Annotated in this window: 23 protein-coding genes; 14 read left to right on the forward strand and 9 right to left on the reverse strand. The window is 74.1% G+C overall.

Annotated features, from left to right (window positions below; translation table 11 throughout):
• Window positions 1-390: 390 nt before the first annotated feature.
• A complete protein-coding gene (locus tag JOD57_RS18175) occupies window positions 391-2,187 on the reverse strand; it encodes a sigma-54-dependent Fis family transcriptional regulator (RefSeq protein ID WP_504739272.1) in 1,797 nt (598 codons plus the stop codon).
• Window positions 2,188-2,488: 301 nt separating this feature from the next.
• Between JOD57_RS18175 and JOD57_RS18180 the strand changes: the two genes are divergently transcribed.
• Both JOD57_RS18180 and JOD57_RS18185 read left to right on the forward strand, forming a co-directional pair.
• The gene (locus tag JOD57_RS18180; protein WP_204693307.1) at window positions 2,489-3,409 is read left to right on the forward strand and encodes an alpha/beta hydrolase; all 921 of its coding nucleotides are present in this window, start codon (window positions 2,489-2,491) and stop codon (window positions 3,407-3,409) included.
• 64 nt (window positions 3,410-3,473) lie between these two features.
• On the forward strand, window positions 3,474-5,099 hold the full coding sequence (locus tag JOD57_RS18185) for a flavin-containing monooxygenase (RefSeq protein WP_204693308.1): 1,626 nt from the start codon (window positions 3,474-3,476) through the stop codon (window positions 5,097-5,099).
• Between the two features lie 1,055 nt (window positions 5,100-6,154).
• On the opposite strand, the gene JOD57_RS18190 is transcribed toward JOD57_RS18185, so the two are convergent.
• Complete coding sequence (locus tag JOD57_RS18190; RefSeq protein ID WP_204693309.1) at window positions 6,155-6,478, reverse strand: hypothetical protein; 324 nt, start codon at window positions 6,476-6,478, stop codon at window positions 6,155-6,157.
• Window positions 6,479-6,512: 34 nt separating this feature from the next.
• On the opposite strand from JOD57_RS18190, the gene JOD57_RS18195 reads away from it, so the two are divergent.
• Window positions 6,513-7,442, forward strand: a complete 930-nt coding sequence (locus tag JOD57_RS18195; protein ID WP_204693310.1) for a glycosyl hydrolase — start codon at window positions 6,513-6,515, stop codon at window positions 7,440-7,442.
• Window positions 7,443-7,518: 76 nt separating this feature from the next.
• On the opposite strand, the gene JOD57_RS18200 is transcribed toward JOD57_RS18195, so the two are convergent.
• Together JOD57_RS18200 and JOD57_RS18205 are read right to left on the reverse strand one after the other, a co-directional pair.
• The gene (locus JOD57_RS18200; RefSeq protein WP_307824777.1) at window positions 7,519-8,361 is read right to left on the reverse strand and encodes an ABC transporter permease; all 843 of its coding nucleotides are present in this window, start codon (window positions 8,359-8,361) and stop codon (window positions 7,519-7,521) included.
• Complete coding sequence (locus tag JOD57_RS18205) at window positions 8,358-9,341, reverse strand: ATP-binding cassette domain-containing protein (RefSeq protein WP_204693311.1); 984 nt, start codon at window positions 9,339-9,341, stop codon at window positions 8,358-8,360. Before JOD57_RS18205 ends, JOD57_RS18200 begins: the two co-directional genes overlap by 4 nt.
• A 232-nt stretch (window positions 9,342-9,573) precedes the next feature.
• Here JOD57_RS18205 and JOD57_RS18210 point away from each other — a divergent pair, with 232 nt between their 5' ends.
• Window positions 9,574-10,344, forward strand: coding sequence for an alpha/beta fold hydrolase (locus JOD57_RS18210; RefSeq protein ID WP_204693312.1), 771 nt, complete (start codon window positions 9,574-9,576; stop codon window positions 10,342-10,344).
• Between the two features lie 30 nt (window positions 10,345-10,374).
• Here the strand turns inward: JOD57_RS18210 and JOD57_RS18215 are convergent, their stop codons facing one another.
• Entirely contained in the window at window positions 10,375-11,613 is a 1,239-nt protein-coding gene (locus tag JOD57_RS18215; RefSeq protein WP_204693313.1) for an FAD-dependent oxidoreductase, read from the reverse strand.
• A gap of 100 nt (window positions 11,614-11,713) precedes the next feature.
• Between JOD57_RS18215 and JOD57_RS18220 the strand changes: the two genes are divergently transcribed.
• From JOD57_RS18220 to JOD57_RS18260, 9 genes are all read left to right on the forward strand, one after another.
• A complete protein-coding gene (locus tag JOD57_RS18220; RefSeq protein WP_204693314.1) occupies window positions 11,714-12,292 on the forward strand; it encodes a GNAT family N-acetyltransferase in 579 nt (192 codons plus the stop codon).
• Between the two features lie 206 nt (window positions 12,293-12,498).
• On the forward strand, window positions 12,499-13,389 hold the full coding sequence (locus tag JOD57_RS18225) for a LysR substrate-binding domain-containing protein (protein ID WP_204693315.1): 891 nt from the start codon (window positions 12,499-12,501) through the stop codon (window positions 13,387-13,389).
• Between the two features lie 130 nt (window positions 13,390-13,519).
• Complete coding sequence (gene kdgD / locus JOD57_RS18230; RefSeq protein ID WP_204693316.1) at window positions 13,520-14,434, forward strand: 5-dehydro-4-deoxyglucarate dehydratase; 915 nt, start codon at window positions 13,520-13,522, stop codon at window positions 14,432-14,434.
• A 75-nt stretch (window positions 14,435-14,509) separates the two neighbouring features.
• Entirely contained in the window at window positions 14,510-16,024 is a 1,515-nt protein-coding gene (locus tag JOD57_RS18235) for an aldehyde dehydrogenase (NADP(+)) (RefSeq protein ID WP_204693317.1), read from the forward strand.
• A complete protein-coding gene (locus JOD57_RS18240; RefSeq protein ID WP_204693318.1) occupies window positions 16,021-16,887 on the forward strand; it encodes an ATP-grasp domain-containing protein in 867 nt (288 codons plus the stop codon). Before JOD57_RS18235 ends, JOD57_RS18240 begins: the two co-directional genes overlap by 4 nt.
• Window positions 16,888-17,052: 165 nt before the next feature.
• Entirely contained in the window at window positions 17,053-18,573 is a 1,521-nt protein-coding gene (locus tag JOD57_RS18245) for a phospholipase D-like domain-containing protein (RefSeq protein WP_307824778.1), read from the forward strand.
• 51 nt (window positions 18,574-18,624) lie between these two features.
• Window positions 18,625-19,563 carry an arginase family protein gene (locus JOD57_RS18250; protein WP_204693319.1) on the forward strand — a complete coding sequence of 313 codons (939 nt, stop codon included), beginning with the start codon at window positions 18,625-18,627 and terminating at the stop codon, window positions 19,561-19,563.
• A gap of 10 nt (window positions 19,564-19,573) precedes the next feature.
• Window positions 19,574-20,347, forward strand: coding sequence for a meso-2,3-butanediol dehydrogenase (gene budC / locus JOD57_RS18255; RefSeq protein ID WP_204693320.1), 774 nt, complete (start codon window positions 19,574-19,576; stop codon window positions 20,345-20,347).
• Window positions 20,348-20,456: 109 nt separating this feature from the next.
• The gene (locus JOD57_RS18260; RefSeq protein ID WP_204693321.1) at window positions 20,457-21,632 is read left to right on the forward strand and encodes an acyl-CoA dehydrogenase family protein; all 1,176 of its coding nucleotides are present in this window, start codon (window positions 20,457-20,459) and stop codon (window positions 21,630-21,632) included.
• Between the two features lie 99 nt (window positions 21,633-21,731).
• Here the strand turns inward: JOD57_RS18260 and JOD57_RS18265 are convergent, their stop codons facing one another.
• From JOD57_RS18265 to JOD57_RS18275, 3 genes are read right to left on the reverse strand one after another with little or no spacing between them, the layout of a single operon-like run.
• The gene (locus JOD57_RS18265) at window positions 21,732-22,433 is read right to left on the reverse strand and encodes a DUF3618 domain-containing protein (protein WP_204693322.1); all 702 of its coding nucleotides are present in this window, start codon (window positions 22,431-22,433) and stop codon (window positions 21,732-21,734) included.
• A gap of 48 nt (window positions 22,434-22,481) precedes the next feature.
• Complete coding sequence (locus tag JOD57_RS18270) at window positions 22,482-23,084, reverse strand: phage holin family protein (protein ID WP_204693323.1); 603 nt, start codon at window positions 23,082-23,084, stop codon at window positions 22,482-22,484.
• 2 nt (window positions 23,085-23,086) lie between these two features.
• Window positions 23,087-23,947 (reverse strand): ATP synthase subunit B family protein, encoded by an 861-nt coding sequence (locus JOD57_RS18275; RefSeq protein ID WP_204693324.1) that lies wholly within the window; start codon window positions 23,945-23,947, stop codon window positions 23,087-23,089.
• 298 nt (window positions 23,948-24,245) lie between these two features.
• On the opposite strand from JOD57_RS18275, the gene JOD57_RS18280 reads away from it, so the two are divergent.
• Window positions 24,246-25,088: a siderophore-interacting protein gene (locus tag JOD57_RS18280; protein WP_204693325.1), complete on the forward strand. Its 843-nt coding sequence runs from the start codon at window positions 24,246-24,248 to the stop codon at window positions 25,086-25,088.
• 13 nt (window positions 25,089-25,101) lie between these two features.
• On the opposite strand, the gene JOD57_RS18285 is transcribed toward JOD57_RS18280, so the two are convergent.
• The gene (locus tag JOD57_RS18285; protein ID WP_204693326.1) at window positions 25,102-25,896 is read right to left on the reverse strand and encodes an enoyl-CoA hydratase/isomerase family protein; all 795 of its coding nucleotides are present in this window, start codon (window positions 25,894-25,896) and stop codon (window positions 25,102-25,104) included.
• Between the last annotated feature and the right edge of the window lies 1 nt (window position 25,897).

Below are 25,897 nucleotides of genomic sequence, written 5' to 3' on the forward strand. Positions count from 1 at the left end.
ACCGTTCGCGTCGAGCAGCCGCAGGACCGCGCCCTGGCTCAAGCCGTACGTCCGCTGCAGTTTCTTGGTAGACCGGCCGGCCTGGTAGGCGGCCACCAGCTCGGCGACGCCGCCCGGCCCGAGTCGGTCCTCGGCTCGCTGCGGTGGGCGGCGCTTCCGCGTTTTGATCAGTGGCTGCAGATCAGTTGGCAGTTGCCGCCAGCGCTTCAGCAGTTGCTTGAATGCTGTATTAGGGTTCGAGAGCCGAGCCTCCAGGTCTACCCCGTTGACCAGGTCGTTCCCCGTCCCGGGGAGCGGCCTGAGTCGTCTGTGGTCGTGGTCGGCCCGGCCGTGCCCGCCGACAGCACAGCCCCCTTGAACGGCGGCCTCCAGGCAAGGGTGCGAGCGCCGTCAGCCGATCCCGAACTCGCGCATCTTGCGGTACAGCGTGTTGCGCCCGATGCCGAGGGCCTGCGCGGCCCGGCTCCGGTTGCCGCACGCTGCGCGCAGTGCCTCGGCCACGGCTTCGCGTTCCGCCGACTGCAGCAGCCCGACTGTCCGCCGGGAGGTGCGGAGCTCATCGGGCAGGTCGTCGGTCTCGACCGTCCCACCTGCGGCGCGGCGGGCCAGGAGCCCCACCGTGTTGCGGAGCTCGGCGAGGTTGCCCGGCCAGGGCCAGGACACCAGCAGATCCCAGACGGCCGGCGAGAACCGCGTCGCGGACTCCGGTTCCGATAGCTCCGCGAGCATCGCGTGGACGAGCGCCGGCAGGTGCTCGCGGCTCTGCGCGAGCGCGGGGAGCCGCACGGTGGTGGTGACCCGGCGGACGAGGCCGAGCACGGCGTCGTCGGCGTTGTCGAGGTCGACCGTGATCACGACCGGGATCCCCGGCGCGACGAGTGCCTGCACCTGCGGGACCGTCGGTGAGGGACTCGCGTGCACCCGGCGCAGCACCAGCCCGCGGCCCTCCGTGACGGCCGTCCGCGCCGCCTCGAACCAGCCGGCGTCGAGATGGGGCTCGACGACCAGCGGGTCAGCACCGCCCGCCCGGCGCAACGTCCGCAGCGCCGTCCGCAGCTTCCCCGTGCCGCTCCCCCCGGTCAGGGCGATCGTCTCGCCGTGCCGGACGGCCGTCTCGAGCTGGCGGTCGACGTCGTCGCGGAAGTGCAGTGGCTCGCGGACCGCGACGGGTACGACCCCCGAGATGACGGGAGCGGCCACGGGCGGATCGTCCGGCGGCCGTGCGGGTCGGCGGGGCAGCAGCCGCACGCTGTAGGCGACGGTGCCGCCGTCGCGGATCGGTTCCACCAGCGCGTCGTGCAGGCCGTCCGTGAGCGGGACCTGCATCTGCCGGATCCGGTCCGGTCCGTGCTCTGACAGGAACCGCCACAACAACGGGTGCAGCTCCGGCCCCGTGTGGGCGAGACCGAGACGATTGGCGAGCACCGCCTCCTCGTCGACGACCAGCGCTCCGGTCCCGGTGCGCTCCAGTACGAGGTAGGCGTGCACGAGCAGCCGGCGCCGCTCTCCGGCCTCGTCCAGGATCCGCGCCTCGATCTGCCGCCCGACGTCGCCGGTCATCACCGTCATGAGCGCGTGCACGTCGCGCATCGAGCAGGCCAACGAGAACGACCCGATCAACCGTCCCGTACCGGGCTCGATGATGGGCGTGCTGGCGCAGGTGAGCTCCTCCAGCAGGGGGTTGTAGTGCTCCGGACCTCGGACCAGCACCGGCCGGCGCTCGACGAGCGCGGTCCCGATCCCGTTGGTGCCGACCGACCGCTCGGAGTAGTCGAACCCCTCTGCCGCGCTGGCCCGGTCCATGACCACGCGCTGCCGGCGCGTGGCGGCGTGCCGCAGCACGATCCGGCCGCGGGCGTCGGACAGCACCATCGCCACGGGGACGTCGCCGAAGCTGTCCCTGAGGCGGTCCAGGACAGGGCCCGCGGCCCGACACAGCGCCGGTAGCGTGTCCCCGGGTTCTCGGTAGTCGATGCGCTCCGGTGCCACCGGTACCCGGTCGCCGATACAGCGGCGCCAGCTCTTCTCGATGTGCTCGGGTACCCCGCTCCTACCGGGCAGGGTGCTCAAGAGCCCGCCATCGACCAGTGCCTCCCGGGTGCGCCTGGTGTACTCCCGTTCGGCTGACGACAGGGTCGGCAGGTCCCGGTTCTCGTCTCGACGCATCATCGCCCCGCGGTCGTCCATCCGGGTGCCGCCCCGTCGTGCACGGCCCCTCTGTCCACCGCCTCCACCGTGCCGCACATCACACTCCGTCTGCCAGTACCGGTCGCGATCCGATCCCGGACGTGGAGCGGGCCGCTCCCCTCGGCCTGGCAGATCGCCGGAGACGCCGCTGTCCTCGCCAGTGGCGGAGGAGGCCCGTGGGCGTTCCAGATCGGAACACCCACGGGATCCGTGGACTGACGACAGTGAGTCGTACGTCACAAGGGACGGGGCCGCCCCGACGGTCCGTGACACGAGATCGAGGAGGAACCAGGTGACAACGGTGCCGTCGACCCCCCCGGCCGACCCGTCGGCCGAGTCCGACGCCCTGCGCGCGCTCTACGCCGACTGGTCGGACATCATCGCCACCACGCCCGACCTGACCATGCGGCTCTTCCGCAGCATCTTCGACGAGTGGCACCAGGTCACCCGGGAGCCGGAGGGCGTGACCTACCGCGAGGAGACCGTCGGCGGGGTGCCGGGGATCTGGGCGCTGCCGACCGGTGCGGACACCTCCGAGGTGCTGCTCTACACCCACGGCGGCGGCTTCGCCGTCGGCTCGGCCTCCAGCCACCGCAAGCTGGCGGCGCACGTGGCCAAGGCGCTGGGCGTCACGTCGTTCGTCCTCGACTACCGCCGCGCCCCCGAGCACCCACACCCGGCCCAGGTGGAGGACGGCGTCGCGGCGTTCACCGCACTGACCGAGCGCGGCATCGCGCCGGCCGACATCACCACGATCGGCGACTCGGCGGGCGGCAACCTGGCCGTCGCCATCGCCCTGGCGCTGCGCGAGCAGGGCAAGCCGATGCCCGGCCGGGTGATCGCGTTCTCGCCCTGGCTGGACATGGAGAACTCGGGCGAGACGCTGGTGACCAACGCCGCGACCGACGCGCTGGTCACCGTCCCGCTGCTCGAGGGCATGATCGCCGGCGTCCTCGGCGAGGGGGAGATCGACCCCACGACGCCGCTGGCGAACCCGCTCCACGCCGACTTCTCCGGCTTCCCGAAGCTCTACGTCAATGCGGGTTCGGTGGAGGTGCTCGTCGACAACGCGACCCGACTCGCCGACAAGGCGGAGGCCGCGGGCGTCGACGTGACCCTGTCGGTGGCCGAGGGCATGCAGCACGTCTTCCCGTTCCTGGCCGGCAACGCGCGCGAGGCCGACGACGAGATCGCCGCGATCGCGAAGTGGTACCGCAGCTGACCGCGACCACGCCCGTCATCACCCCCGTCGGGGCGCCACCGCCCTCGAGACCCCAGGAGGATCCGTGAGCACCAGTCGTACCCCGGATGTCGACGCGATCGTCATCGGTGCCGGCTTCGGCGGCATCTACATGCTGCACAAGCTGCGCAACGAACTCGGCCTGACCGTCAAGGCCCTGGAGAAGGGCGGCGGCGTCGGCGGCACCTGGTACTTCAACCGGTACCCCGGCGCGAAGTCCGACACCGAGGGCTTCGTCTACCGCTACTCCTTCGACAAGGACCTGCTCCAGGAGTGGGACTGGTCCACCCGCTACCTGGACCAGCCGGACGTCCTCGCCTATCTCGAGCACGTCGTCGAGCGCTACGACCTCGGCCGCGACATCCAGCTCGACACCGAGGTGACCGGGGCCGCCTTCGACGAGCACACCGACCTCTGGACGGTGACCACCGCCGACGGCACGAGCCTCACCAGCCGCTACCTCGTCAACGCCCTCGGCCTGCTGGCCAGGACCAACATCCCCGACATCCCCGGTCGCGACACCTTCAGCGGCACACTCGTCCACACCAACGCCTGGCCGCACGACCTCGACATCACCGGCAAGCGGGTCGGTGTGATCGGCACCGGCTCGACCGGTACGCAGTTCATCGTCGCCGCCGCGAGGACGGCGAGCCACCTCACCGTCTTCCAACGCTCGCCCCAGTACTGCGTGCCGTCCGGGAACGGCCCGGTGGACCAGGCCGAGGTCGACCGGACCAAGGAGAACTTCGACGCCATCTGGGAGCAGGTGCGCAACTCCGTCGTCGCCTTCGGTTTCGAGGAGAGCGGCGTCGAGGCGATGAGCGTCTCCGAGGAGGAGCGTCGTCGTGTGTTCCAGGAGAACTGGGACAAGGGCAACGGGTTCCGGTTCATGTTCGGCACCTTCGCCGACATCGCCGTCGACCCCGAGGCGAACGCCGCCGCCGCGGCGTTCATCCGGTCGAAGATCGCCGAGATCGTCGACGACCCGGAGACGGCGCGGAAGCTGACCCCGACCGACCTCTACGCCAAGCGCCCGCTGTGCAACGAGGGCTACTACGAGACCTACAACCGGGGCAACGTCGAGCTGGTCTCGATCAAGGAGAACCCGATCCGGGAGATCACCCCCGCCGGTGTGCGCACTTCCGACGGGGTCGAGCGCGAGTTCGACGTCCTGGTCTTCGCCACCGGGTTCGACGCGGTCGACGGCAACTACCGGGCGATGGACCTGCGCGGGCGTGGTGGCCGGCACATCAACGAGCACTGGACCGACGGGCCGACCAGCTACCTGGGTCTGTCGAAGGCCGGCTTCCCGAACATGTTCATGATCCTCGGCCCGAACGGCCCCTTCACCAACCTGCCGCCGAGCATCGAGGCGCAGGTCGACTGGATCGGCGAGCTCATCGGCACCGCCGAGCGCAACGGTGTGCGGACCATCGAGCCGACGCAGGTCGCGGAGGACGCCTGGACCGCCACCTGCGATCAGATCGCCAACACGACGCTCTTCCCGAAGGCCGACTCGTGGATCTTCGGAGCGAACGTCCCGGGGAAGAAGAACGCGGTCATGTTCTTCATGGCCGGGATTGGTGCCTACCGGCAGAAGCTCGCTGAGGTCGCCAAGAACGGCTACGAGGGCTTCGAGTTGAGCAAGCAGACCGAGGCGGCGGGCGTCTGACGCCCCGTCGGCACGAGGACGGGCCCGGCCGACGGCCGGGCCCGTCCTCGTGCCGACAGGTCAGGACACCACGGCGGGTGCCGGGGCGGAGGCCGCGTCATGCGGTCCCAGGCGGCCCGGACCCCGGTGCGCCCGGGGTGGTGCGGATCCCGTGCACCTGAGGCGTCGGCCGGGGCTGTCGCCTGCCGCCCGCCGTCTCGGACCGCACCCCCCGACCGGGGAGGACCACCGGCGGGCCGCAGGAGTCGGCCCGGCATCCACCGTGTGACCGCGCAGTCGCTCCCTGCTACCATCCAGCTCGCCGACTCCCAGCCACGGTGATCGGCTCGATCGCCCCGCGCGTCGCCCCACGGACCCCGCTGACCAACGGTGTGAGGCGGCTGGCGGACGTCCGTCCAGCGTCGCAGACGGGCCCCGCACCGCCGCGAGGCCCTCATCGGTTCACCGGAACGCCGGCGTGATCCCGATGAGGGCCGCCACCTGATCCACCTGTGCCTCTCGTCCCACCAGCGACCACAGGAGACGTGCCGTCGTGACCGGAGCCGCCACCCGAGCAGCCGTCCTCGGCGGACCCGTGCAGGCCGAACCCGGTCGCACTCCTCCCCAGCTCCCACCGTCGAGATCTCCCCGCACGTCCGGTCGACCCGTCATCAGGTGCGGCCGAGGCCCCGAGCAGGCGGGGCGCACGACTCGATCCCTCCTCGCTCCACACCGACCCGAAGGACTCTCGTGATCCGTACTCGATGGTGGGCGGGACTGGCCGCCCTCACTGCCGCCCTGCTGGTCCCTGCCGGGATGCCCACCGCGTCGGCGGCGCCGGCCTCGGGCACCCACAGCTCGTTCGCCTACACCGGTACGTGGACCCCGGGCTGGTCCGGCCAGGTCTCCTCGGTCACCGGGTCGACCGCCACGGCCACGGTGGACGTCGGTGCCGGTGGCGGGACGATCTCGATCTACGGCCACACCGGCCCCGACGCCGGGGTGGCGGGTCTGAGCGTGGACGGCGGGCCCCAGCGCAACGTCGACACCTACCGCGCCGTCAACACCGACCGCACCTACTTCACCACCGCGAGCCTGCCGCAGGGCTGCCACACGGTGAGGGTCACGGTGACCGGCAGGAAGAGCGTCGTCTCCAGGGGGACCTCCGTCACGGTGCGGGAGGTGAGGACGAGCAACGGCGTCGTCGTCGCCCCGGGCGCTACCTGCGGTACGACCTCGCCGACGCCGACGCCGACGCCGACGCCGACGCCGACCCCGACGCCGACGCCCACGACCTCCCCGACGCCGACCCCCACGCCGACCCCGACGCCGACGCCGACGCCGACCGCGACGCCGACCCCGACGCCCACGCCGACCCCGACGCCCTCGTCAACGCCCACTCCCACACCCACGACCGGTGACGGCGGCGCGGCCGTGCTCGCCGGCCTGGCCCTCCCGGCCAACGGCTGGTTCTCCGGGTGTTCGGGCTCGGGGTGCCTCGACGGGGCCTTCGGCACCTGGCGCGGGGCTCCGACCACGATGCTGTCGACCTGGCAGGACATCACCAACGGTGGCGCATGGGGCTGGGGTCCTGGAGCGGTGGAGGTGAAGTACCGCGGCCTGCTCGACATCGCCCCCGGCGGCCCGAGTGACTGGACCGCGGCCGCCAACGGCTCCCTCGACAACGCCTGGCGGGACTACCTGACCCGCCTCCGGGCCGCCCGCACCATCGACGGTGTCCTGTACCCGACGATCCTCCGGCCCGCCCACGAGATGAACGGCAACTGGTTCGACTGGTCGGTGTCCTCCGCCGAGGTCCCGGCGTTCAAGGCCAGCATGAAGCGGTGGGAGTCCATCGCCGACACGGCGTTCCCCGAGGCGCTGTTCGCGATCTCGTACAACGGTGACACCTCGACCGCGGACCTGGACGCCGCGGACCTCTTCGAGGCCGGCGTGTACGACCTGGTCGGCGTGGACCGGTACAACCAGTGGCCCTACATCGGGACCAGCCGCTCCGGCACCACGGTCTCCTGGGCGGACGGCTCGATGCGCGGCTCGGACGCCGACCCGATCGGCATGGAGCGCTGGCGGCGGTTCGCCGAGACCCGCGGGCTGCCGGTCTACCTGCCCGAGTACGCGAACAACGGCGACGCACAGGGTGGCGCGAACTCCGGTGACGACCCGTACTGGGTGACCAACTTCTTCGCGTGGGTGGACGCACACGCCGGGAAGGGCCGGGGGCAGGTGTTCGCCGAGGCCTGGTTCAACATCAACAACCAGCACAGCGGCTGGCACCTGACCGGCAGCGGGGTGGAGCAGCCCCGGGTGGCGGCGGCCTACGCCGACACCTTCCCGCACGCCTGAGCAGCCGGTTCCGGGCCCCGTCCCCACCACGCGGTGGGGACGGGGCCCGGAACCGTCCGGCCGGGACGCCGCGGGGTCAGTCGCGCGAGCGGCGGCGGAACGCCGCGACGGCGAGCGGCGCGAAGACGGCCGCCAGCAGGAGCGACCACGCGATCGACACCACCACCGGGTGCTGCAGCGGCCACGCGGCGTCCGCCGGGGCGGCCGGGCCGTTGCCCCACAGCTCGCGGCACGCCTGGGTCAGGGCCGAGACCGGGTTCCACTCCGCGATCGCGCGCAGCCACGCCGGCATGCTCTCCGGCGGCGCGAACGTGTTGGCCACGAACGTCAGCGGGAACATGACCGTGAACATGAAGCCCTGCACGGCCTCGACGGTCCGCATGAGCGAGCCGACCCAGATGCCCAGCCAGATCAGCGCGAAGCCGAAGAGCAGCAGCAGCAGGAACGCCACCACGGCGTCCACGACGCCGTTGCGGATCCGCCAGCCGATCAGCAGCCCGGTCACGCCCATGACGGCGATGCCGATGCTGGAGTGGATCAGGCTGGAGATGCTCCGTCCGACCAGCACCGACGACCGGGGGATGGGCAGGGACTTGAACCGGTCGACGATGCCCTTCTGCAGGTCGCTGGTCAGCCCCATGGCGACGATGGCGGAGGAGAACACCATCGTCTGGACCATGATCCCGGGGAGCAGGAACTCCTTGTAGTCGGTGCCGCGCACGGCGATCGCGCCGCCGAACACGTAGGCGAAGAGCAGCACGAACATCACCGACTGCACCGTGACGTCCATGAGCATCTCGGGCATCCGCCGGATGTGCACCAGGTTGCGCCACACGATGGTCGCCGACGCCCGCAGCAGCGACGGCGGGGCGATGGCCGGCCGGGCGGCCGGTGGCCGGGTGGTCTGGACGGCGGTCACTGGACGACTCCCTCGTCGGTCGGTTCCGGGGTCGCGTCGGACTCGGCGCGGTGCCCGGTCAGGTGCAGGAACACGTCGTCCAGGCTGGGCCGGGCCAGCCCGAGGTCGTCGAGTTCGATGCCGCTGCGCTCGAAGACGGCGGCGATCCGGGTCATGTCGCCCAGTCCGCCGGCCTGCGCCGTCAGCCGCCGGCTGCCCCGCTCCACGTGCACCTCGGGGGAGTGCGCGCGCATCAGCCCGGCGGCTTCGTCGAGGTCCGCCGCGTGGGTCAGCGTCACCACGACGCTGGCCTGCCCGGCCTGGTCCTTGAGCTGCGTCGGGGTCCCGGCGGCGATGACCCGGCCCTTGTCGACCACCACGATCTCGTCGGCGAGGTGGTCGGCCTCCTCCAGGTACTGCGTCGTCAGCACCAGCGTGGTGCCCTCCTGGACGAGTTCCCGGAGCACCTCCCACAGCCCCGACCGGCTCTGCGGGTCCAGGCCGGTGGTGGGCTCGTCGAGGAAGAGGATCGGTGGTGCCGCCAGCAGGCTCACTGCGAGGTCGAGGCGGCGGCGCATGCCGCCGGAGTAGGACTTCGCCGGCCGGTCGGCGGCCCCGACGAGGTCGAAGCGGGTGAGCAGGTCCTCGGTCGCCTCGCGGACGTAGCTCCTGGCCAGCCCGTACAGGCTGCCGATCAGCCGGAGGTTCTCGCGCCCGGTGAGGATCTCGTCGACCGTCGCCGCCTGACCGGTGAGGCCCATGCTGCGACGGACCTCGTTGGGCTGCTCGCGGATGTCGAAACCGGCCACCCGGCCGGTCCCGCTCGTCGGCACGCTCAGCGTGGTGAGCATCCGCACCAGGGTGGTCTTCCCGGCGCCGTTGGGGCCGAGCAGGCCGAGGACCGAGCCGGTGGGGACGACGAAGCTGACGCCGTCCACGGCGCGGTTGTCGCCGAAGTGCTTGACCAGGTCGACGGCCTCCACCGCCGGGGCGGGGCTCATGCCGTCCCCCCGGGCTCGGCTGCCGCCGGTCGTGCGGCGGGGTGTGCTGACAGGGGCATGCGAGCCAGGATGCAACCTCAAGCGGACTTGAGGACAAGGGTTTTCCACGTCGCCGTCCGGGCGGGACCAGGGCCCGCACGGTGCGCTGCGGCAGGCCGATGAGTCCCGGGCCGCCGGGCGGTCGGAGCTGCCACGCACCCTCGCACGAGGGACCGGACCGAGGAGCCCCGCCATGACCGCCACCACCGCCGGGTACGCCGACGTCAACGGCCTGCACCTCTACCACGAGGTGCACGGCGATCGAGGCACTCCGCTGGTGCTGCTGCACGGCGGCATGCTCACCATCGACCTGAGCTTCGCGGGGCTCATCCCGGGTCTGGCGCAGCGCCACCGCGTCGTCGCCGTCGAGCTGCAGGGGCACGGGCGCACCGCCGACGTCGACCGCCCGATCACGCCGGCCAACTCGGCCGGGGACGTCGTGGCGCTGCTCGACCACCTCGGCATCGAGCGGGCGCACGTCCTGGGGCACAGCATGGGCGGTGCCGTGGCGCTCGAGCTCGCCGTCTCCCACCCGGACCGCGTCCTGTCCGTGGTGCCCTGCTCGGCCAGTGTGCGACCCGACGGCATGCACGAGGACTTCCTCGACCCGCAGAAGATGGCGACCTCCACCCGCATGCCCACGGAGCAGGACCTCGCCGACTTCACGGAGGCCTACCGGCGGCTGTCGCCCCACCCGGAGCACTTCGAGGAGTTCCTCGCGTCCCTGTCCGCCTCGCAGGCCGACCTCGTGGGCTGGTCGGACGAGGAGCTGGCCGGCATCACCGCCCCGGTGCTCCTGGTGCAGGGGGACCACGACTTCACCACCGTCGAGCACGCCGCCCTCGTGCTGCGGCTCATCCCCGGGTCACAGCTGGCCGTCCTGCCCGGGACGACGCACATGCAGGTGACCCGGCGCGCGGACCTGCTGCTCCCCCTCCTGGCGGCGTTCCTGGGCGACCGCTGACCGCCTGGCCCCGGCCTCCGCGCCGCTGCGTCAGGAGCGCGCCGGGGTGCGGCGGGCGAACGCGGGCGCGTGCTCGGGCCGCAGCCCCACGCCGATCAGGTACGCGGGGACGACGGACAGCCGGGGGAGCCGGTGCACCAGTGCGAGCACCGGCGCGGGTGGGCCCGGGCGCCGTCCCTCGACGAGCGGTCCGACCAGGGCGCGGTGCAGCGCCCGCTGCAGGCCCTGCACGAGCACGGTCGGCAGGAGGCGGCGGGCACGGACCGCGGCCAGGTCGCCCGTGGTCAGCGTGCCCTTCCGCAGCGGCCCGGCGAGCAGGGTCGCCGCGGCCACGGCGTCCTGGACGGCGAGGTTGATGCCGACGCCCCCGACCGGCGACATCGCGTGCGCGGCGTCGCCGATGCAGAGCAGGCCGTCGACGTGCCAGTGCAGGAGCCGGTCGACGCGCACGTCGAGGTGCTTGACGTCGTCCATCGAGGCCAGCGCGTCCACCCGGTCCCGGAACTCGGGGATCAGCTCGGCGACGTCGCGCCGGAACGCCTCGATGCCGCGGGCGCGCAGCTCCGGGTCGGCGCCCTTGCGGCCGATGTAGGCCACCTGCAGGAACGTCTCGCGCGGGATGACCACGGCGAAGCGGCCCGGTGCCGCCCGCGGGGCGAGCGCGGCCGGACGGTCGCTCGGCAGGCGGGGGACCCGGAACCACCAGGCGTCGATGGGGACGGGGAAGGACGTCGGCCGCAGCCCCGCCTGCCGGCGCGCGACCGAGCCGCGGCCGTCGCAGGCCACGGTGAGGTCGGCCCGGATCTCGCCGGTGGCGCCGTCCGCGGTGCGGTAGCGCACCCCGACGACCCGGTCGCCCTCGCGCAGCAGGTCGGTCATCTCGGTGCGCATCCGCAGCGTGTAGGACGGCTCCCGTCGTCCGGCGTCGGCGAGCAGGTCCAGCAGGTCCCACTGCGGCACCATCGCGACGTAGGGGTGGGGGACCCTCAGCCGGCGGAAGTCCCCGATCGTCACCGTGCCGCCGTCGGCCGTCGGGAAGACCACCTGCTCGAGCCTCGTCTGCGGCAGCCGGGCGAACTCGTCGCCGAGGCCGAGCTCGTCGAGCAGCTGCAGCGTCGAGGGGTGCACGGTGTCGCCGCGGAAGTCGCGGAGGAAGTCGGCGTGCTTCTCCAGCACGGTCACCTCGACACCGGCGCGGGCCAGCAGCAGGCCCAGCACCATCCCGGCCGGGCCACCCCCGACCACCAGACACGTCGTCCGCTCGTCCATCGCCGGCCTCCTCGGGGACGGCCCCGTGCCGACGCAGTCTCCCGCGCCGGCCGGGTCGGCACCACCACCCCGCGCGTCCGGTCGGCGCTAGCGTGGCCCGGTGCCGATCGAGGTCGTGCCGGCGACGAGGCCGCGGTTCGACGACGTGGCGACGGTGCTGGGGCCGAAGAGCCCGGGCGCCAACGTCTGCTGGTGTCTGAGCCACCGGCTGGACTCGAGGACGAACCGGTCCCTGGTCGGACCGGCACGCGCCGAGTACGTCCGCGCACTCACCGGCCGACCCATCGCCCCAGGGGTGCTCGCGTACGACGACGGCGAGGTGGTCGGCTGGGCCGCGGTCGCGCCGCGGTCGGAGCTGCCCTTCGAACGCTCGACGAAGATCCCGCACGTCGACGACCTGCCCGTGTGGTCCCTGTGGTGCATCCGCGTGCGACCGGGTCACCGCGGCAGGGGCATCGCGCACGCTCTGGTCCGTGGGGCAGTGGACTACGCCGCGTCGTGCGGCGCCCCGGCCGTCGAGGGCTACCCGGTGGACAACGAAGGCCGGCACGTCGACCTGACGATGGCCTACGTCGGCACCCGGAGACTGTTCGAGGCGGCCGGGTTCACCAAGGTCGCGGACACCCGGGCCGTCTCCGGCGGCTTCCCCCGGGTCCTCGTGCGCCGCGTCCTCGCCTGACGAGCCCGGCGGCGGGCCCGGGGCTCGGGGCGCGACGGCGAGCACCGGCCGGTCGGCGTCGAGCGGGATCCGCCGGGCGGTGCTGCCCACGAGCAGCGTGCCGACCGGCGCCCATCGGGATCGCGCGACGTCCAGGTCGTCCGGCGTAGGACGCCCGGGTCATGACCGTCCGGATTCGTCGAGGCATTGGTTGATACCTTCTCGGCATGGCCTTCACCCTGGAGCAGCTCCGCGGCTTCGTGGCCGTCGCCGACGAGCTGCACTTCGGCCGTGCGGCCGCTCGGCTGAGCATGACCCAGCCGCCGTTGAGCCGGCAGATCCAGAAGCTCGAGCGGGTCGTCGGCGCCCAGCTGCTGGAGCGGGACAACCGCCGGGTCACCCTGACCGCCGCCGGCCGGGTCTTCCTCGTGGAGGCTCGGCGGCTGCTCGGTCTTGCGGACTCCGCGCCCGAGCTCGCCCGGCGGGTGTCCTCCGGGGCCAGTGGCGTGGTGCGCATCGGCTTCACCGCCGCCTCGGCCTACGGGGTGCTCGGCGAGCTGCTCGACGACCTGGCGCAGGAGCTGCCCGACGTCGACGTCGACCTCGCCGAGATGGTGACCCGCGAGCAGGTGGCGGGGCTGCTCAACGAGGGGATCGACCTCGGCCTGGGGCGACCGCCCTTCGACGAGGAGGCGTTCGGACACCGCCTGCTGCACCGCGAGGCGCTGCTGGTCGCCGCGCCGGTGGGGCACCGGCTGCTGGGACTGGGCCGGCCGGTGACGGCCGCGGACCTGGCGTCGGTCCCCGTCGTCATGCACTCGCCGACCGCGGCGAAGTACTTCTACGACCTGGTGGCCGGCGTGGTGCCGATCGCCGCGGAGAACACGGTGCACACCGTGAGCCAGGTGCTCACCATGCTGTGGCTGGTCGCGGCCGGGCGGGGTGTGGCGTTCGTCCCGGCGTCCGCCGCCCGGCTGTCGATCGAGGGTGTGGCGTTCGTGCGGCTGGAGACGCCGGTGCCCGAGCCGGTCGAGCTGCACCTGCTCTGGGCCACGGGCTCGAAGAACCCTGCCCTGTGGCGGGCGCTCGCGGTGCTGGAGCAGCGGGCCCGCCGTTGATACCCCCAGTGCATCGTCCGATGCGCGAATGCGATTGGACGGGCATCGGATGGGCTTCCTACGGTGGCCGCGACCACAGCCCGCGCCGCCGGACGACCCGGCGCGGACCCGTCGGACCCGAGGACGATCCGTGACGCTGCTGCCCCCCGACGCCCTCGCCGACCGGCTGAAGTCCGGCCTGCTCTCCTTCCCGGTGACCCACTTCGACGCCGAGCTGCAGTTCGACGAGACCCGGTACCGCGAGCACCTGGCGTGGCAGGCCAGTTTCGACGTCGCCGGCCTGTTCGCCGCCGGCGGCACGGGCGAGGGCTTCTCGCTGACCCCGGCGGAGATCGACCGGGTCGTCCGCGTCGCGGTCGACGAGGTGGCCGACCGGGTCCCGGTCGTCGCCCCGGCCACCGGCGGCACCGCCGTCGCCGTCGCCCAGGCGCAGGCCGCGCAGGCCGCCGGCGCCTCGGGGCTGCTGCTCTTCCCGCCCTACCTCACCGAGGCCAGCCAGCGGGGCCTGGCCGACCACGTCAGCGCCGTCTGCCGGGCCACCGACCTGGGGGTGGTCGTCTACAGCCGGGCCAACGCGGTGCTCACCGACACCACCGTCGCCGAGGTCGCCGACCGCAACCCCAACCTGATCGGCCTCAAGGACGGCGTGGGCGACATCGAGCAGATGACCCGCACCTGCGCCCGCGTCGGGGACCGGCTGGTCTACGTCGGCGGGCTGCCCACGGCCGAGACCTTCGCGCTGCCGCTGCTCCAGCTGGGCGTGAGCACCTACTCCTCGGCGCTGTACAACTTCCTGCCCGAGTTCGCGCTGCGGTTCTACGCGGCGGTGCGCGCCCAGGACCGCGCCGCCGTCTACCGGATGCTCAACGACTTCGTGATCCCCTACCTCGACATCCGCGACCGGGCCCGGGGCTACGCGGTCTCCATCGTCAAGGCCGGCCTCACCGCGGTCGGGCGGGGCGGCGGCCCGGTGCGCCCGCCGCTGTCGGACCTGACCGAGGCCGAGCTCGCCGAGCTCACCGCCCTGGTCGACAAGGTCTCCTGACCCCGCCCGGACGGTCGACCGCGTCACCGTCGGCGCGATCCGCTGACCACCCGCACCGCAGCACAGGAGGCAACCGTGTCCGACGTCGTCAGCACCGATCCCCGCACCGGCGAGGCCGTCGAGGTCGTCGCCCAGGAGACCACGACCGCCGAGGTCGAGCGGCTCTGCGCCGCCGCGCTCGGCGCGGCCCCCGGCCTGGACACCCTCGGCCGGGACGGGCGGGCGGCGCTGCTGCGCGCCCTCGCCGACGCCCTGGAGGCCCGGCGGGAGGACGTCGTCGCCGTCGCCGACCGCGAGACGGCGCTGGGCCCGACCCGGCTCGACGGCGAGCTCACCCGCACCTGCTACCAGCTGCGGCTCTTCGCCGAGGTGCTCGACGAGGGCAGCTACCTCGAGGCCGCGATCGACCACGCCGGCGACACCCCGATGGGCCCCCGGCCCGACCTGCGCCGGATGCTGATCCCGCTCGGCCCGGTCGCGGTGTTCGGTGCCAGCAACTTCCCGCTGGCCTTCTCCGTGCCCGGCGGTGACACCGCCTCCGCGTTCGCGGCCGGCTGCCCCGTCGTCGTCAAGGCGCACGGCTCGCACCCGGCGACCTCGCAGCTGGTGTTCGACGTCCTGGACGCCGCGGCCCGCAAGGTCGGGGCGCCCGACGGCACGCTGGGCATCGTGCACGGCCTGCAGGCCGGCGCCGACCTGGTGGCCCACCCCGCCATCCGCGCCGTCGGCTTCACCGGCTCGGTGAACGGCGGCCGCGCACTGCTGGAGATCATCGAGCGGCGTCCGGACCCGGTGCCGTTCTTCGGCGAGCTCTCCAGCCTCAACCCGGTGGTCGTCACCCCGCAGGCGGCCGCCGAGCGCGGCACGGCGATCGGCACCGAGCTGGTCGGCTCCTCCACCCTCGGCGGCGGCCAGTTCTGCACCAAGCCGGGTCTGGCCTTCGTGCCGGCCGGGCCCGAGGGCGACGCCGTCGTCGGCGCCATGGCCGAGGCCGTGCGCGGCACCGGCGCCCCGGTGCTGCTCAGCGAGGGCATCGCCGCCTCCTACGGCCGCACCTCCGACGGCCTGGCCGGGGCGCCGGGCGTCGAGGAGATCGCCCGCGGCGGCGACCCGTCCGGCCGCGGGTTCGAGGCCGTGCCCCGGCTGTTGCAGACGACCGCCGCCGCGCTGCCCGAACAGGTCACCGAGGAGTGCTTCGGGCCGGTCTCGGTCGTGGCCCGCTACGACGGCGAGGCCGAGCTGTCCGCGGCGCTGGAGCAGATGCCGTCGTCCCTGACGGCCACCGTGCTGCGCGGCGCGGGGGAGACCGAGCTGCCGCTGGCGGTCTCCGAGCAGCTGCGCACGCGGGCCGGCCGGCTGGTCTACGACGCCTACCCCACCGGCGTGGCGGTCTCCTGGGCCCAGCACCACGGCGGCCCGTGGCCGTCGACGAACTCGCAGCACACCTCGGTGGGGACGACGGCGATCCGCCGGTTCCTGCGCCCGGTCACCTGGCAGGGCGCGCCGCAGGAGGTGCTCCCGCCCGAGCTCACCGACGACTTCCGCGGCATCCCGCGGCGCATCGACGGCGTCCTCGAGCTGCCGCGGTGACCAAGCGGGTCGCCCTGGTCGGCTCCGAGCGCGGCCTGCGCGTCGACCCCGACCTCCCGCTCGCCGCCCCGGCGCTGCAGGAGGCCGGGTTCGCCGTCGACCTCGTCCGCTGGGACGACCCCGCGGTGGACTGGGCCGGCCACGACCTCGCCGTCGTCCGGTCCTGCTGGGACCACGCCTGGCGGCGGGAGGAGTTCCTGGCGTGGGCCGACGCCGTCCCGCTGCTGCGCAACCCGGCGCCGGTGCTGCGCTGGAACAGCGACAAGACGCACCTGCGCGACCTGGAGCGCTGCGGGCTCCCGGTGGTGCCCACCGTCTGGGACCCCACCACGGCCGACGAGCTGCCCGACGCGGAGGAGTGGGTGGTCAAGCCGTCGGTGTCGGCCGGCTCCCGGGACACCGCGCGGTGGTCCGGTGCCGGGGACGCCCTGGCGCACGCCGGCGAGCTGGCGGCCGCGGGCCGCACGGCGATGGTCCAGCCGTACCTGTCCAGCGTGGACGACGCCGGCGAGACGGCGCTGCTGTTCACCGGCGGCCGCTTCTCCCATGCCGTGCGCAAGGGGCCGCTGCTGGCGCGTGGCGAGGGCGTCCGCCAGGACCGGGACAGCCGCAGCGACCTGCGGCCGGTCGAGGCGACACCGGAGCAGCGGGAGGTGGCGCAGGCGGTCCTCGACGCCGTCCCGTCGCTGGTGCCGGAGGCGGGGCCCCTGCTGTACGCGCGGATCGACCTCGTCGCCGGCGCCGGGGGGCGACCGGTGCTGCTCGAGCTGGAGCTCACCGAGCCGAGCCTGTTCCTCCCGCAGGCGCCGCCGGAGGCCCTGCCCCGGTTGGCCCGGGCGGTCGGGGACGCGATCGCGGCGTGAACGGGTGGTGGGTGGCTCCGCCGCCCGCACGCGGTCGTCGCCGTCGGCCGGCTCGACCTCGACCCGGTGCCCCCAGGGGGGTGCGGAGGGTCCGCCGTCACTCCTCCGGGTCCCTCGGACGGTGCGTCCGCCCAGCGTGCTTGCGCAGGTCGGCACACTCTCGGGGTGATCGAGAGCGCCGACGACGCCGGGACGACCCCCCGCACCCCCACCGTCCCGGCGCCCACGGACGACGCCCTGCTCGTCCCGGGGGAGACCTGCTGGCGGATCGAGCGCGCCGAGCGGCACGCCGTCTTCGTCGACGCCGCCGACTACTTCGCCGCCCTCAAGCGCGCCGTCCTGCGGGCCGAGCGGCGGGTGCTGTTCATCGGCTGGGACTTCGACCCGCGCATCCGCCTGGACCCGCGCGCCGGCGGCCGCGCCCGCGACGACCGGCTGGGCCGCGTCCTCGAGCGGGCGGTGAAGGAGAACCCGCGGCTGGAGATCGGCGTCCTGCAGTGGGACCTCGGCATGGTCGCCGCCCTGGGCCGCGGCCTGACGCCGATCGTGCTGCTCGACCGCCGCACCCCCGACCGGCTGCGCATGACCGTCGACACCCACCACCCGCTCGGCGGCGCGCACCACCAGAAGATCGTCGTCATCGACGACTGCCTGGCCTTCGCCGGCGGCATCGACGTCACCACCGACCGGTGGGACACCTCCGAGCACCTCGACCGCCACCCGATGCGGCACCGCCCGCACTCCACCCGGCTGCGCGGTCCGTGGCACGACGTCACCAACCTGGTGTCCGGGCCGGCCGCCCGCGTGATCGGCGACCTGGCCCGGGAACGCTGGGAGAGCGGCACCGGCCAGCGCCTGGAACCGGTGACCGACGTCGAGGCGTGCTGGCCCGACGGCGTCGAGCCGTTCCTCACCGACGTCGACGTCGCCGTCTCGCGCACCCGGCCCGCGTACCGCGGCGACGAGCTGGTGCACGAGATCGAGCTGCTGTGGCTGGCCGCGATCGCCGCCGCCCGGCGCACCGTCTACATCGAGACGCAGTACTTCGCCAACCGCCGCGTCGCCGAGGCGATCGCCGAGCGGCTGGGGGAGGAGGACGGGCCGGAGTTCGTCGTCCTCAACCCCGAGAGCGCCGACGGCTGGCTCGAGGAGAAGGCCATGGGCACCGCCCGGGCCAAGCTGGTCGACCACGTCCGCCGCGCCGACCGGTACGACCGGTTCCGGCTGCTCGTGCCGGTCACCGACGGACGCCGGCCGGTCTACGTGCACGCGAAGGTCATGTGCGTCGACGACCGGCTGCTGCGGATCGGCTCGTCCAACCTCAACAACCGGTCGATGGGCCTGGACACCGAGTGCGACCTGTCGATCGAGGCCCGCACCGGCGACGACCGGGAGGCGGAGGTGTCGGCCGCCGTCCTGGGCCTGCGGCACCGGCTGCTCGGCGAGCACCTGGGGGTCGCCCCCGAGGAGGTCGCGGCCACCGTCGAGCGCTGCGGCGGGTCGCTGGTGCGCGCCGTCGACTCCCTGCTGCGGCTGACCGGCCGCTCGCTGGTGCCCTTCGAGCCACCCCACCTCGACCCGCTCGAGCGCTTCCTCGCCGACACCGAGCTGCTCGACGCCGAGCACACGCCCAACCGCTGGCGTCGTGTGCAGCGGGCCTTCACCGCCCGCCGCCGCCGCCGCTGACCGCCCGGCCACCGCGCCGGTCCCGTCGGACCCCCGCGGTAGGAAGGCGGCGTGGGCAGTGCAGACGCCGGGCGCCCGGTCGACCTGCTGGCGGCGCCGTCGAGCGCGGCCGCGCACTGGCCCGGCCAGGAGCGGGCGTGGGCGGCGCTCGAGGCCGCCGGCCTGCCGCAGGCGATCGCGCGCTCCCGTGTGGTCGCCACCCGGGTGCTGTTCGAGCCCGCGCGGTGGACCGCGGGTGCGGCGCCGGCCGGCCGGGTGCGCGACGCGGCCCGGGTCGCGGCCGGGCTGGGCGTGCTGCGCGACGCGGTGAGCGGGTCGCTGCGGAGCGGCCGGCTGCCCGTGGTGGTCGGCGGCGAGTGCACGACCACGATCGGCCTCGTCGCCGGCGCCCGCGCCGCCGGGCTCCGCCCGGGGCTGGTCTACGTCGACGGCGGGGTCGACCTGCGCACGCCGGCCGACAACCCCACCGGGGTCGCCGACTCGATGGCGCTGGCGCACCTGCTGGCCCTGCCGGGGTGCGACGAGGACCTGCTCGCCGTCGGGCCGGTCCGGCCGCTGCTCGGGGTCGGGGAGGTGCACGCCCTCGGGGTCCGTCCCACCGAGCCCGATGCCGCCACCGCAGGCCGCCTCGGCCTGCCCCGGACGCCCGCGGCACAGGTGGCTGCCGACCCGGCCGGCAGCGCCGCCGCGGCCGCGGCCGCCGTCAGCGGGCCCGACGGCTTCCTCGTGCACCTCGACGTCGACGTCGTCGAGTTCCTCGACCTGCCGCTGGCCGACGTCCCCGACCACGGGCAGGGCCTGCCGCTGGACGTCGTGGCCGCCGTGCTGCAGCGGCTGTGCGCCCACCCCGGGTTCCGTGGGCTGTGCACGACCGAGGTCAACCCCGACCACGCCGCCGGCCCCGACGACGTCGGCCGGCTCGTCGGGGTGCTCGTCACTGCCCTGGCCGACGTCGCCGACGTCTCGTTCCCGCCCGGGAGCGCCGGGTAGGAGGGCCGGCATGGGCACCGCGACCTTCGACTTCTCCGGCTCCGTCGTCCTCGTGACCGGAGGCGGTTCCGGCATCGGGCTGGCGATCACCCGCGCCTTCCTCGACGCCGGGGCGACGGTGGCGGTCACCGGACGGCGCCGGGAGCGGCTGGAGTCCGCGCTCGCCGGCGTCCCCGCGGAGCGCGCCGCGCCGCTGCCGGCCGACGTCTCCGACCCCGCGCAGGTGCGGCAGGTCGTCGCCGACGTCGTCGGCCGGTTCGGCCGGCTCGACGTCGTGGTCAGCAACGCCGCCGGCTACGAGACCGGCCCGCTGACCGACCTGGCCGACGACGCCTGGGAGCGGCTGCGCGCCACCAACGTCGACGCCTTCTTCCACCTGGCCAAGGCCGCGCTGCCCCACCTGGCGGAGGTGCGCGGCACCCTCGTCGCCGTCTCCTCGGTGTCGGGCCTGCGCGGCGACTGGGGGCAGGCGGCCTACAACGCCACCAAGGCGGCGATCACCAACTTCGTCCGCTCGCTGGCCCTGGACTGGGGCCCGCGGGGCGTGCGGCTCAACGCCGTCGCGCCGGCGTTCACGCTCACCGAGCTGACCGAGGGCGTCGGCCGCGACGCCGCGGCGCTGGCGCCCTTCGAGGACCGCATCGCCCTGGGCCGGCCCGGGGAGCCCGACGACGTCGCCCCGGCGGTGCTCTTCCTCGCCAGCGAGGCCGCCCGCTACGTCACCGGGGCGGTGCTGCCGGTCGACGGCGGCACCAGCGCCTCCACGGGCCAGCCGCACGTCTGAGCCGTGCTCGAGGTCGGCTGCGGTCACCGCACGACGGCCGCGGCGGAGTTGCGCCGCCCCGCCGACGGGTAGAGCAGCGGGAGACACCCGACGACGTGAGGAACCCGCGATGACCGACGAACTGCTCGGCGACCTCTACGACTACGAGTCCCTGCTGAGCGAGGACGAGCGCAAGGAGCTGCTGGGCATCCGGCGCTTCCTGGACGAGGAGGTCCGGCCGCGGGTCAACGACTCGTGGGAGTCGGCCACCTTCCCCATGGACCTCGTCCCGCGCTTCGCCGAGGAGGGCATGGTCGGGCGCAGCTACGACCTGGAGCACCGGCCCCGCGCCTCCCGGCTGTTCACCGGCTTCATCTCCCTGGAGGCCTCGCGGGTCGACCCGTCGATGGCGACCTTCCTCGGTGTGCACAACGGCCTGTCGATGGGGTCGATCGTGCTGCTGGGCTCGGACGAGCAGCGGGCGCGCTGGGTGCCCGACATGGTGGCGCTGCAGAAGATCGGGGCGTTCGCGCTGACCGAGCCGCACGGGGGCTCCGACGTCGCGCAGGGCCTGGAGACCACCTGCCGCCGGGACGGGGACGAGTGGGTGATCGACGGCGCCAAGCGGTGGATCGGCAACGGCACCTTCGCCGACGTCGTGATCGTGTTCGCCCGTGACGTGGCCGACGACCAGGTGAAGACCCTCGTCGTCGAGAAGGGCACCCCCGGCTTCACCGCCACCAAGATGGAGGGGAAGTACGCCCTGCGGACGGTGCAGAACGCCGACATCGTCCTCGAGGACTGCCGGGTGCCGGCGGAGAACAAGCTGGCGGAGGGCAACTCGTTCCGGGACGTCAACCGGGTGCTCAAGCTGACCCGGGGCGGCGTCGCCTGGAACGCGGTCGGCTGCCAGATGGGCGCCTTCGAGGCGGCCATCGCCTACGCCAAGGAGCGGGTGCAGTTCGGCCGCCCCATCGCCGGGTTCCAGCTGATCCAGGACCTGCTCGCCCGCATGGCCGGCAACGTGACCGCCAGCCTCGGCATGGCGGTGCGGGTGTCGCAGCTGCAGGAGGACGGCGTCTTCCGCGACGAGCAGGCCGCGCTGGCCAAGGCGTTCGTGACCGGTCGTGCGCGGGAGACCGTCGCGCTGGCCCGCGAGCTGTTCGGGGGCAACGGGATCCTGCTGGAGAACGACGTCGTGCGGTACTTCGCCGACGCCGAGGCGCTGTACTCCTACGAGGGCACCCGCGAGATCAACAGCCTCATCGTCGGGCGGGCGCTCACCGGGGTCAGCGCGTTCGTCTGACCCTGCCGCGGGCCGGTCCCCCGAACAGCAGCGCGCCCCGCCGGGAGATCCCGGCGGGGCGCGCTGCTCCGGTGGCCTTCCCGCAGGGAGGTCCTCCGGTCAGCTGTTCGAGGTCTGGCTCTGCACGGACTGGCGGGACTGCTGGGCCTGGCCCTGCACGTCCTGCGCGGCCGACTGGCCCTCCGCCTTGACGGTGGTCGCGGCGTCCTGCGCGGTCGACCGGACCTCCTCCACGGCCTGCTGCGCGGCCGGCCTGAGCTGCTCGCCGACCTCCTGCGCGACCTGCTTGGCCGGCTGGAGCAGCTCGTCCTTGTGCTCACGGACCGCGGTCTCGGCCTGCTGCGCCAGCTGCCGCTCCTTGTCCGAGGCCGGCAGCAGGCTGGAGACCAGCCAGCCGACGCCGAAGGCGATCAGCCCGGCCGCGAGCGGGTTGCCCTGCGTCTGGCGGACCACCGCGTCGGGCGCCTGCTGGACGGCCTGCGCCGCGGTCTGCGCGGCGTCCTGCACGGTGCCGGCGGCGTTCTGTGCCGCACCCTGCACGGAGCCCGCCGCGTTGTGGGCGGCACCCTGCACCGAGCCCACGGCGTTCTGCGCGGTCCCGCGCGTGGAGGACCTCGTGTCGTGCGCCGACCCCATCACCGACTCCTTGGCTCGGGCGAAACGGCCCTTGGCCGAGGCCATGCGCCGGTCGACGACGCGGGCCGGGTTGACCTTCTCGTTGAGGGCGTCGACGTCGTAGCTCAGCTCGCGCCGGGTGTCCTCGATCTGCCGCCGGATGACTTCCGGGTCACTGCTGGTCATGTCTGCTCCAGGGAGGTGGGGCCCCGGCCGGGAGGCCGGGGCCGCGGGTCAGTGGGGCTTGAGGGCGCCGGGCACCTGCTGGAGGGTGTCCACGGTGCGTTCGGGCTTGGGGTTGACCTGGCGGAACTTCTTGCGCCCCATCACGAAGGCGACGGCGCCGATGACGCCCCAGAGGACCGCCACGATCAGGGCCGCCAGGCCGGCGTCCATGACGTTCTCCAGCGCCCACCACAGGGCGAAGGACAGGAACATCAGCACCATGTAGCCGGCGAAGCCGGCGGCGCCGAACATGCCCGCGCCCTGGCCGGCCTTCTTGGCCTCGACCGTGATCTCGGCCTTGGCCAGCGCGAGCTCCTGGCGCATCAGCACCGAGAGGTCCGTGGTGACCTCGCTGATCAGCTGGCCGACGGAGGTGCCGTCGACGTCGGGCCGGCCGGCCTCGGTCATCGGCGTGCCCCGCTCACCGGCGTGTGTGCCGAAGGAGGGGTCGGTGCCGTAAGCCGGATCGGTGCCGTAGGCCGAGGCGCCGCCGTATCCCTGGTCCGCCTGCTCCTGCCCGTAGGTGGGCGGGGCGGCGTAGTCGGACGGGGGTGGCTCCGGCGGGTAGCCCTGACCACCGACAGGGGTGGCGCCGGAGTACGGGGTGCTCATCGTCAGACCCCCTGACCCGGACGGCGGGTCGGGTCGTCCCAGCCGGCGGGGGCGGCCGGCGGCACGACGCTGCCGGCCGGCGGCGTCGTCCCGTACGGCGGCGGCGGCAGCGGCGTACCCGTGGTCGCCTGCTCGCCGTAGCCCGTCGTGGTCTCGTAAGCCGTCGTGCCCGTCGTGCTCTCGTACCCGGAGTAGGACGGGGTCGGCTCGACGTAGGTGCCCTGCGAGTAGTCGCTCTGGCCGTAGGTGCCCTGGCCGTGGGTGCCCTGCGTCGAGGCGAACTGCGAGGTGCCCGAGCTGTTCGCGTGGGCGGCCTTGACGCCGCTGGTGAGGCGTCCGGCGAGCACACCGGCGAGCGCGGCCCCCAGGAGGAAGGTGCCGGGCCTGCGGCGGGCGAAGGAGCGCACCTCGTCGAGCAGGTCGGCCGGCTCGGAGTTCTGCAGGAAGCGGGCGAAGTCGTCGACCCTGCTCGAGGCCTGCTGGATCAGGTCACGGGCCGGACCGGGAGCCGGCGCGTTCCCGTCGACCATGCCGCGCAGCTGCTCGGCCAGGCCCGACAGGCTCTGACCGGCCTTCTGCTGCTGCGTGACGGCCTGCTGGCGGACCTGCGTGCGGCCCTGCTCGACCAGGCTCCGTGCCTGCTGCTTGGTCTCGGCGGCGACGTTCCTCGCCTGGTCGGCGGCGGTCGAGGCGACCTGGCTGCCGGCCTGCTTGGCGGTCTGGCCGACGTTCTTCGCCTCGTCCCTGGCCACGTCGGTGGTCGAGGGGGAGCCGGTGCTGGTCGAGGTCGTACTCGTGTCCCCGTAGCCGGTCGCGCCCGAGGAGGGCGGCGGCGGGAGGGGGGCGTCGATGGAGTGGGTCATCGTTCCTCCTGAGTGGATCTCGGTCGGAGCAGGCGCTACCCAGTACGCGATCACCCACACATGCCGGCGACGGCCGTCGCCCGGATGTGTGCAGATCAGCGCGCTGCCGGCGCCGGTGCGCCGGTCGGCTGGGAGCCCGGGGAAGGGGCGGTGGGAACCGGCAGGGCCGGCGGCCCGTGCCCGGCGACGTCGCCGTTCCCGCTGGCCACGCACTACCCGGACGCCCGGGTCCGAAACCGGGACGGAAGCACGGCGGCGGCGGAGTAAGGTGAGCCTTCCCTGACCTCGAGGAGAGCCCATGGCCGACGACCGCCCGCGCCGCAAGCGGACCCCCCGCACCGGGACCGTCCTGCGCACCACCCGTGTGACGCCGCACCTCGTGCGCGTCGTCCTGGGTGGGGAGGGGCTGGCCGGCTTCGCGCCGGAGCACACCGACTCCTACGTCAAGCTGCTCTTCGCGCCGGCCGGTGCGTCCTACACCGCGCCGTTCGACGTCGAGGACGTCCAGGCGCGGCTGCCGCGCGAGCAGTGGCCGGTGACCCGCACCTACACCGTCCGCTCGTGGGACGCCGGCCGCGGCGAGCTGACCCTCGACGTGGTGCTGCACGGCGACGAGGGGGTCGCCGGGCCCTGGGCGGCGGCGGCCCGGCCGGGGGAGACGCTGCAGATGTTCGGCCCCGGCGGGGCCTGGTCGCCGGCCGCGGACGCCGACTGGCACCTGCTGGTCGGGGACGAGACGGCGCTGCCGGCCATCGCCGCCACGCTGGAGTCCCTGCCCGCCGGCGCCCGCGCGGAGGTGTTCGTCGAGGTCGCCGGCCCGGAGGAGGAGCAGGACCTCGCCGTCGCCCCGGGCGTGCGCGTCACGTGGGTGCACCGCGGCGCGGCCGCCGGGGTCGCCCTCGTCGCGGCCGTCTGCGGGGCCGACCTGCCCGACGGCGACGTGCACGCCTTCGTCCACGGCGAGGCCGGGGCCGTCCGCGAGCTGCGCCGCTTCCTGCGGACCGGACTCGGCGTCCCGCGCGACCGGATGTCGGTGTCGGGCTACTGGCGGCTGGGCCGCACCGAGGACGGCTGGCAGGCCGAGAAGCGCGAGTGGAACGCCGCCGTCGAGGCGGAGGACGCCGGCCTGGGCGTCGCCTAGCCGGAGGGCCGCCTCACGGGGTCCACGGGAACCGCGGCCCGCGGCGCTCGGTGAACGCGGCGACGCCCTCGGCGAGCTCGCCCGCGGCGATCGTCTCGCGGTACCAGCGCGCCGCCTCCGCCTCGCCGTCGCCGCCGGCGACCACCGCGGCGACGACCTCCTTGGTCGCGCGCTGGGTCAGCGCCGAGCGCGAGGCGAGCACCTCGGCGAGGCGCCGCACCTCGCCGGCGAGGTCGCCGGCCTCCAGCAGCCGGTCGACCAGGCCGGTGCGCAGCGCGGTCTCGGCGTCGACGAGCTCGCCGGAGTACAGCAGGTAGCGGGCCGTCGACGGTCCGACGAGCTGCACCAGCTGGCGGGTCGACGTCGGGGTGTAGACGATCCCGACCTTGGCCGGGGTGACGCCGAAGACGCCGGTCGGGTCGGTGAAGCGCAGGTCGCAGCAGGTGGCCAGCTCGACGCCGCCGCCGATGCAGTGCCCGCGGACCATCGCGATGGTCGGCCGGGGGAAGTCGCGCAGCGCGGCCTGGGCGGCGAGGTTGTCGCGGCGCAGCCGGGCCATCGGGTCCTCGGCGTCCGGCCCGCCGAGCAGGTCACCGATGTCCGCGCCGGCGCAGAAGCTCGGCCCGGCGCCGGTGACGACGAGGACGCGCACCGCCGGGTCCCCGGCCAGCCCGGCCAGGACGCCCGGCAGCGCCGCCCACATGCCCGCCGTCAGGGCGTTGCGCTTCTCCGGCCGGTCGATGGTGAGGACGGCGACCGCGCCGTCCCGCGTCACGCGCAGGTGCTCGGCCCGGGGCGGCCCGCTCACG

The organism is Geodermatophilus bullaregiensis (assembly GCF_016907675.1).
Taxonomy (GTDB): Bacteria; Actinomycetota; Actinomycetes; order Mycobacteriales; family Geodermatophilaceae; genus Geodermatophilus; species Geodermatophilus bullaregiensis.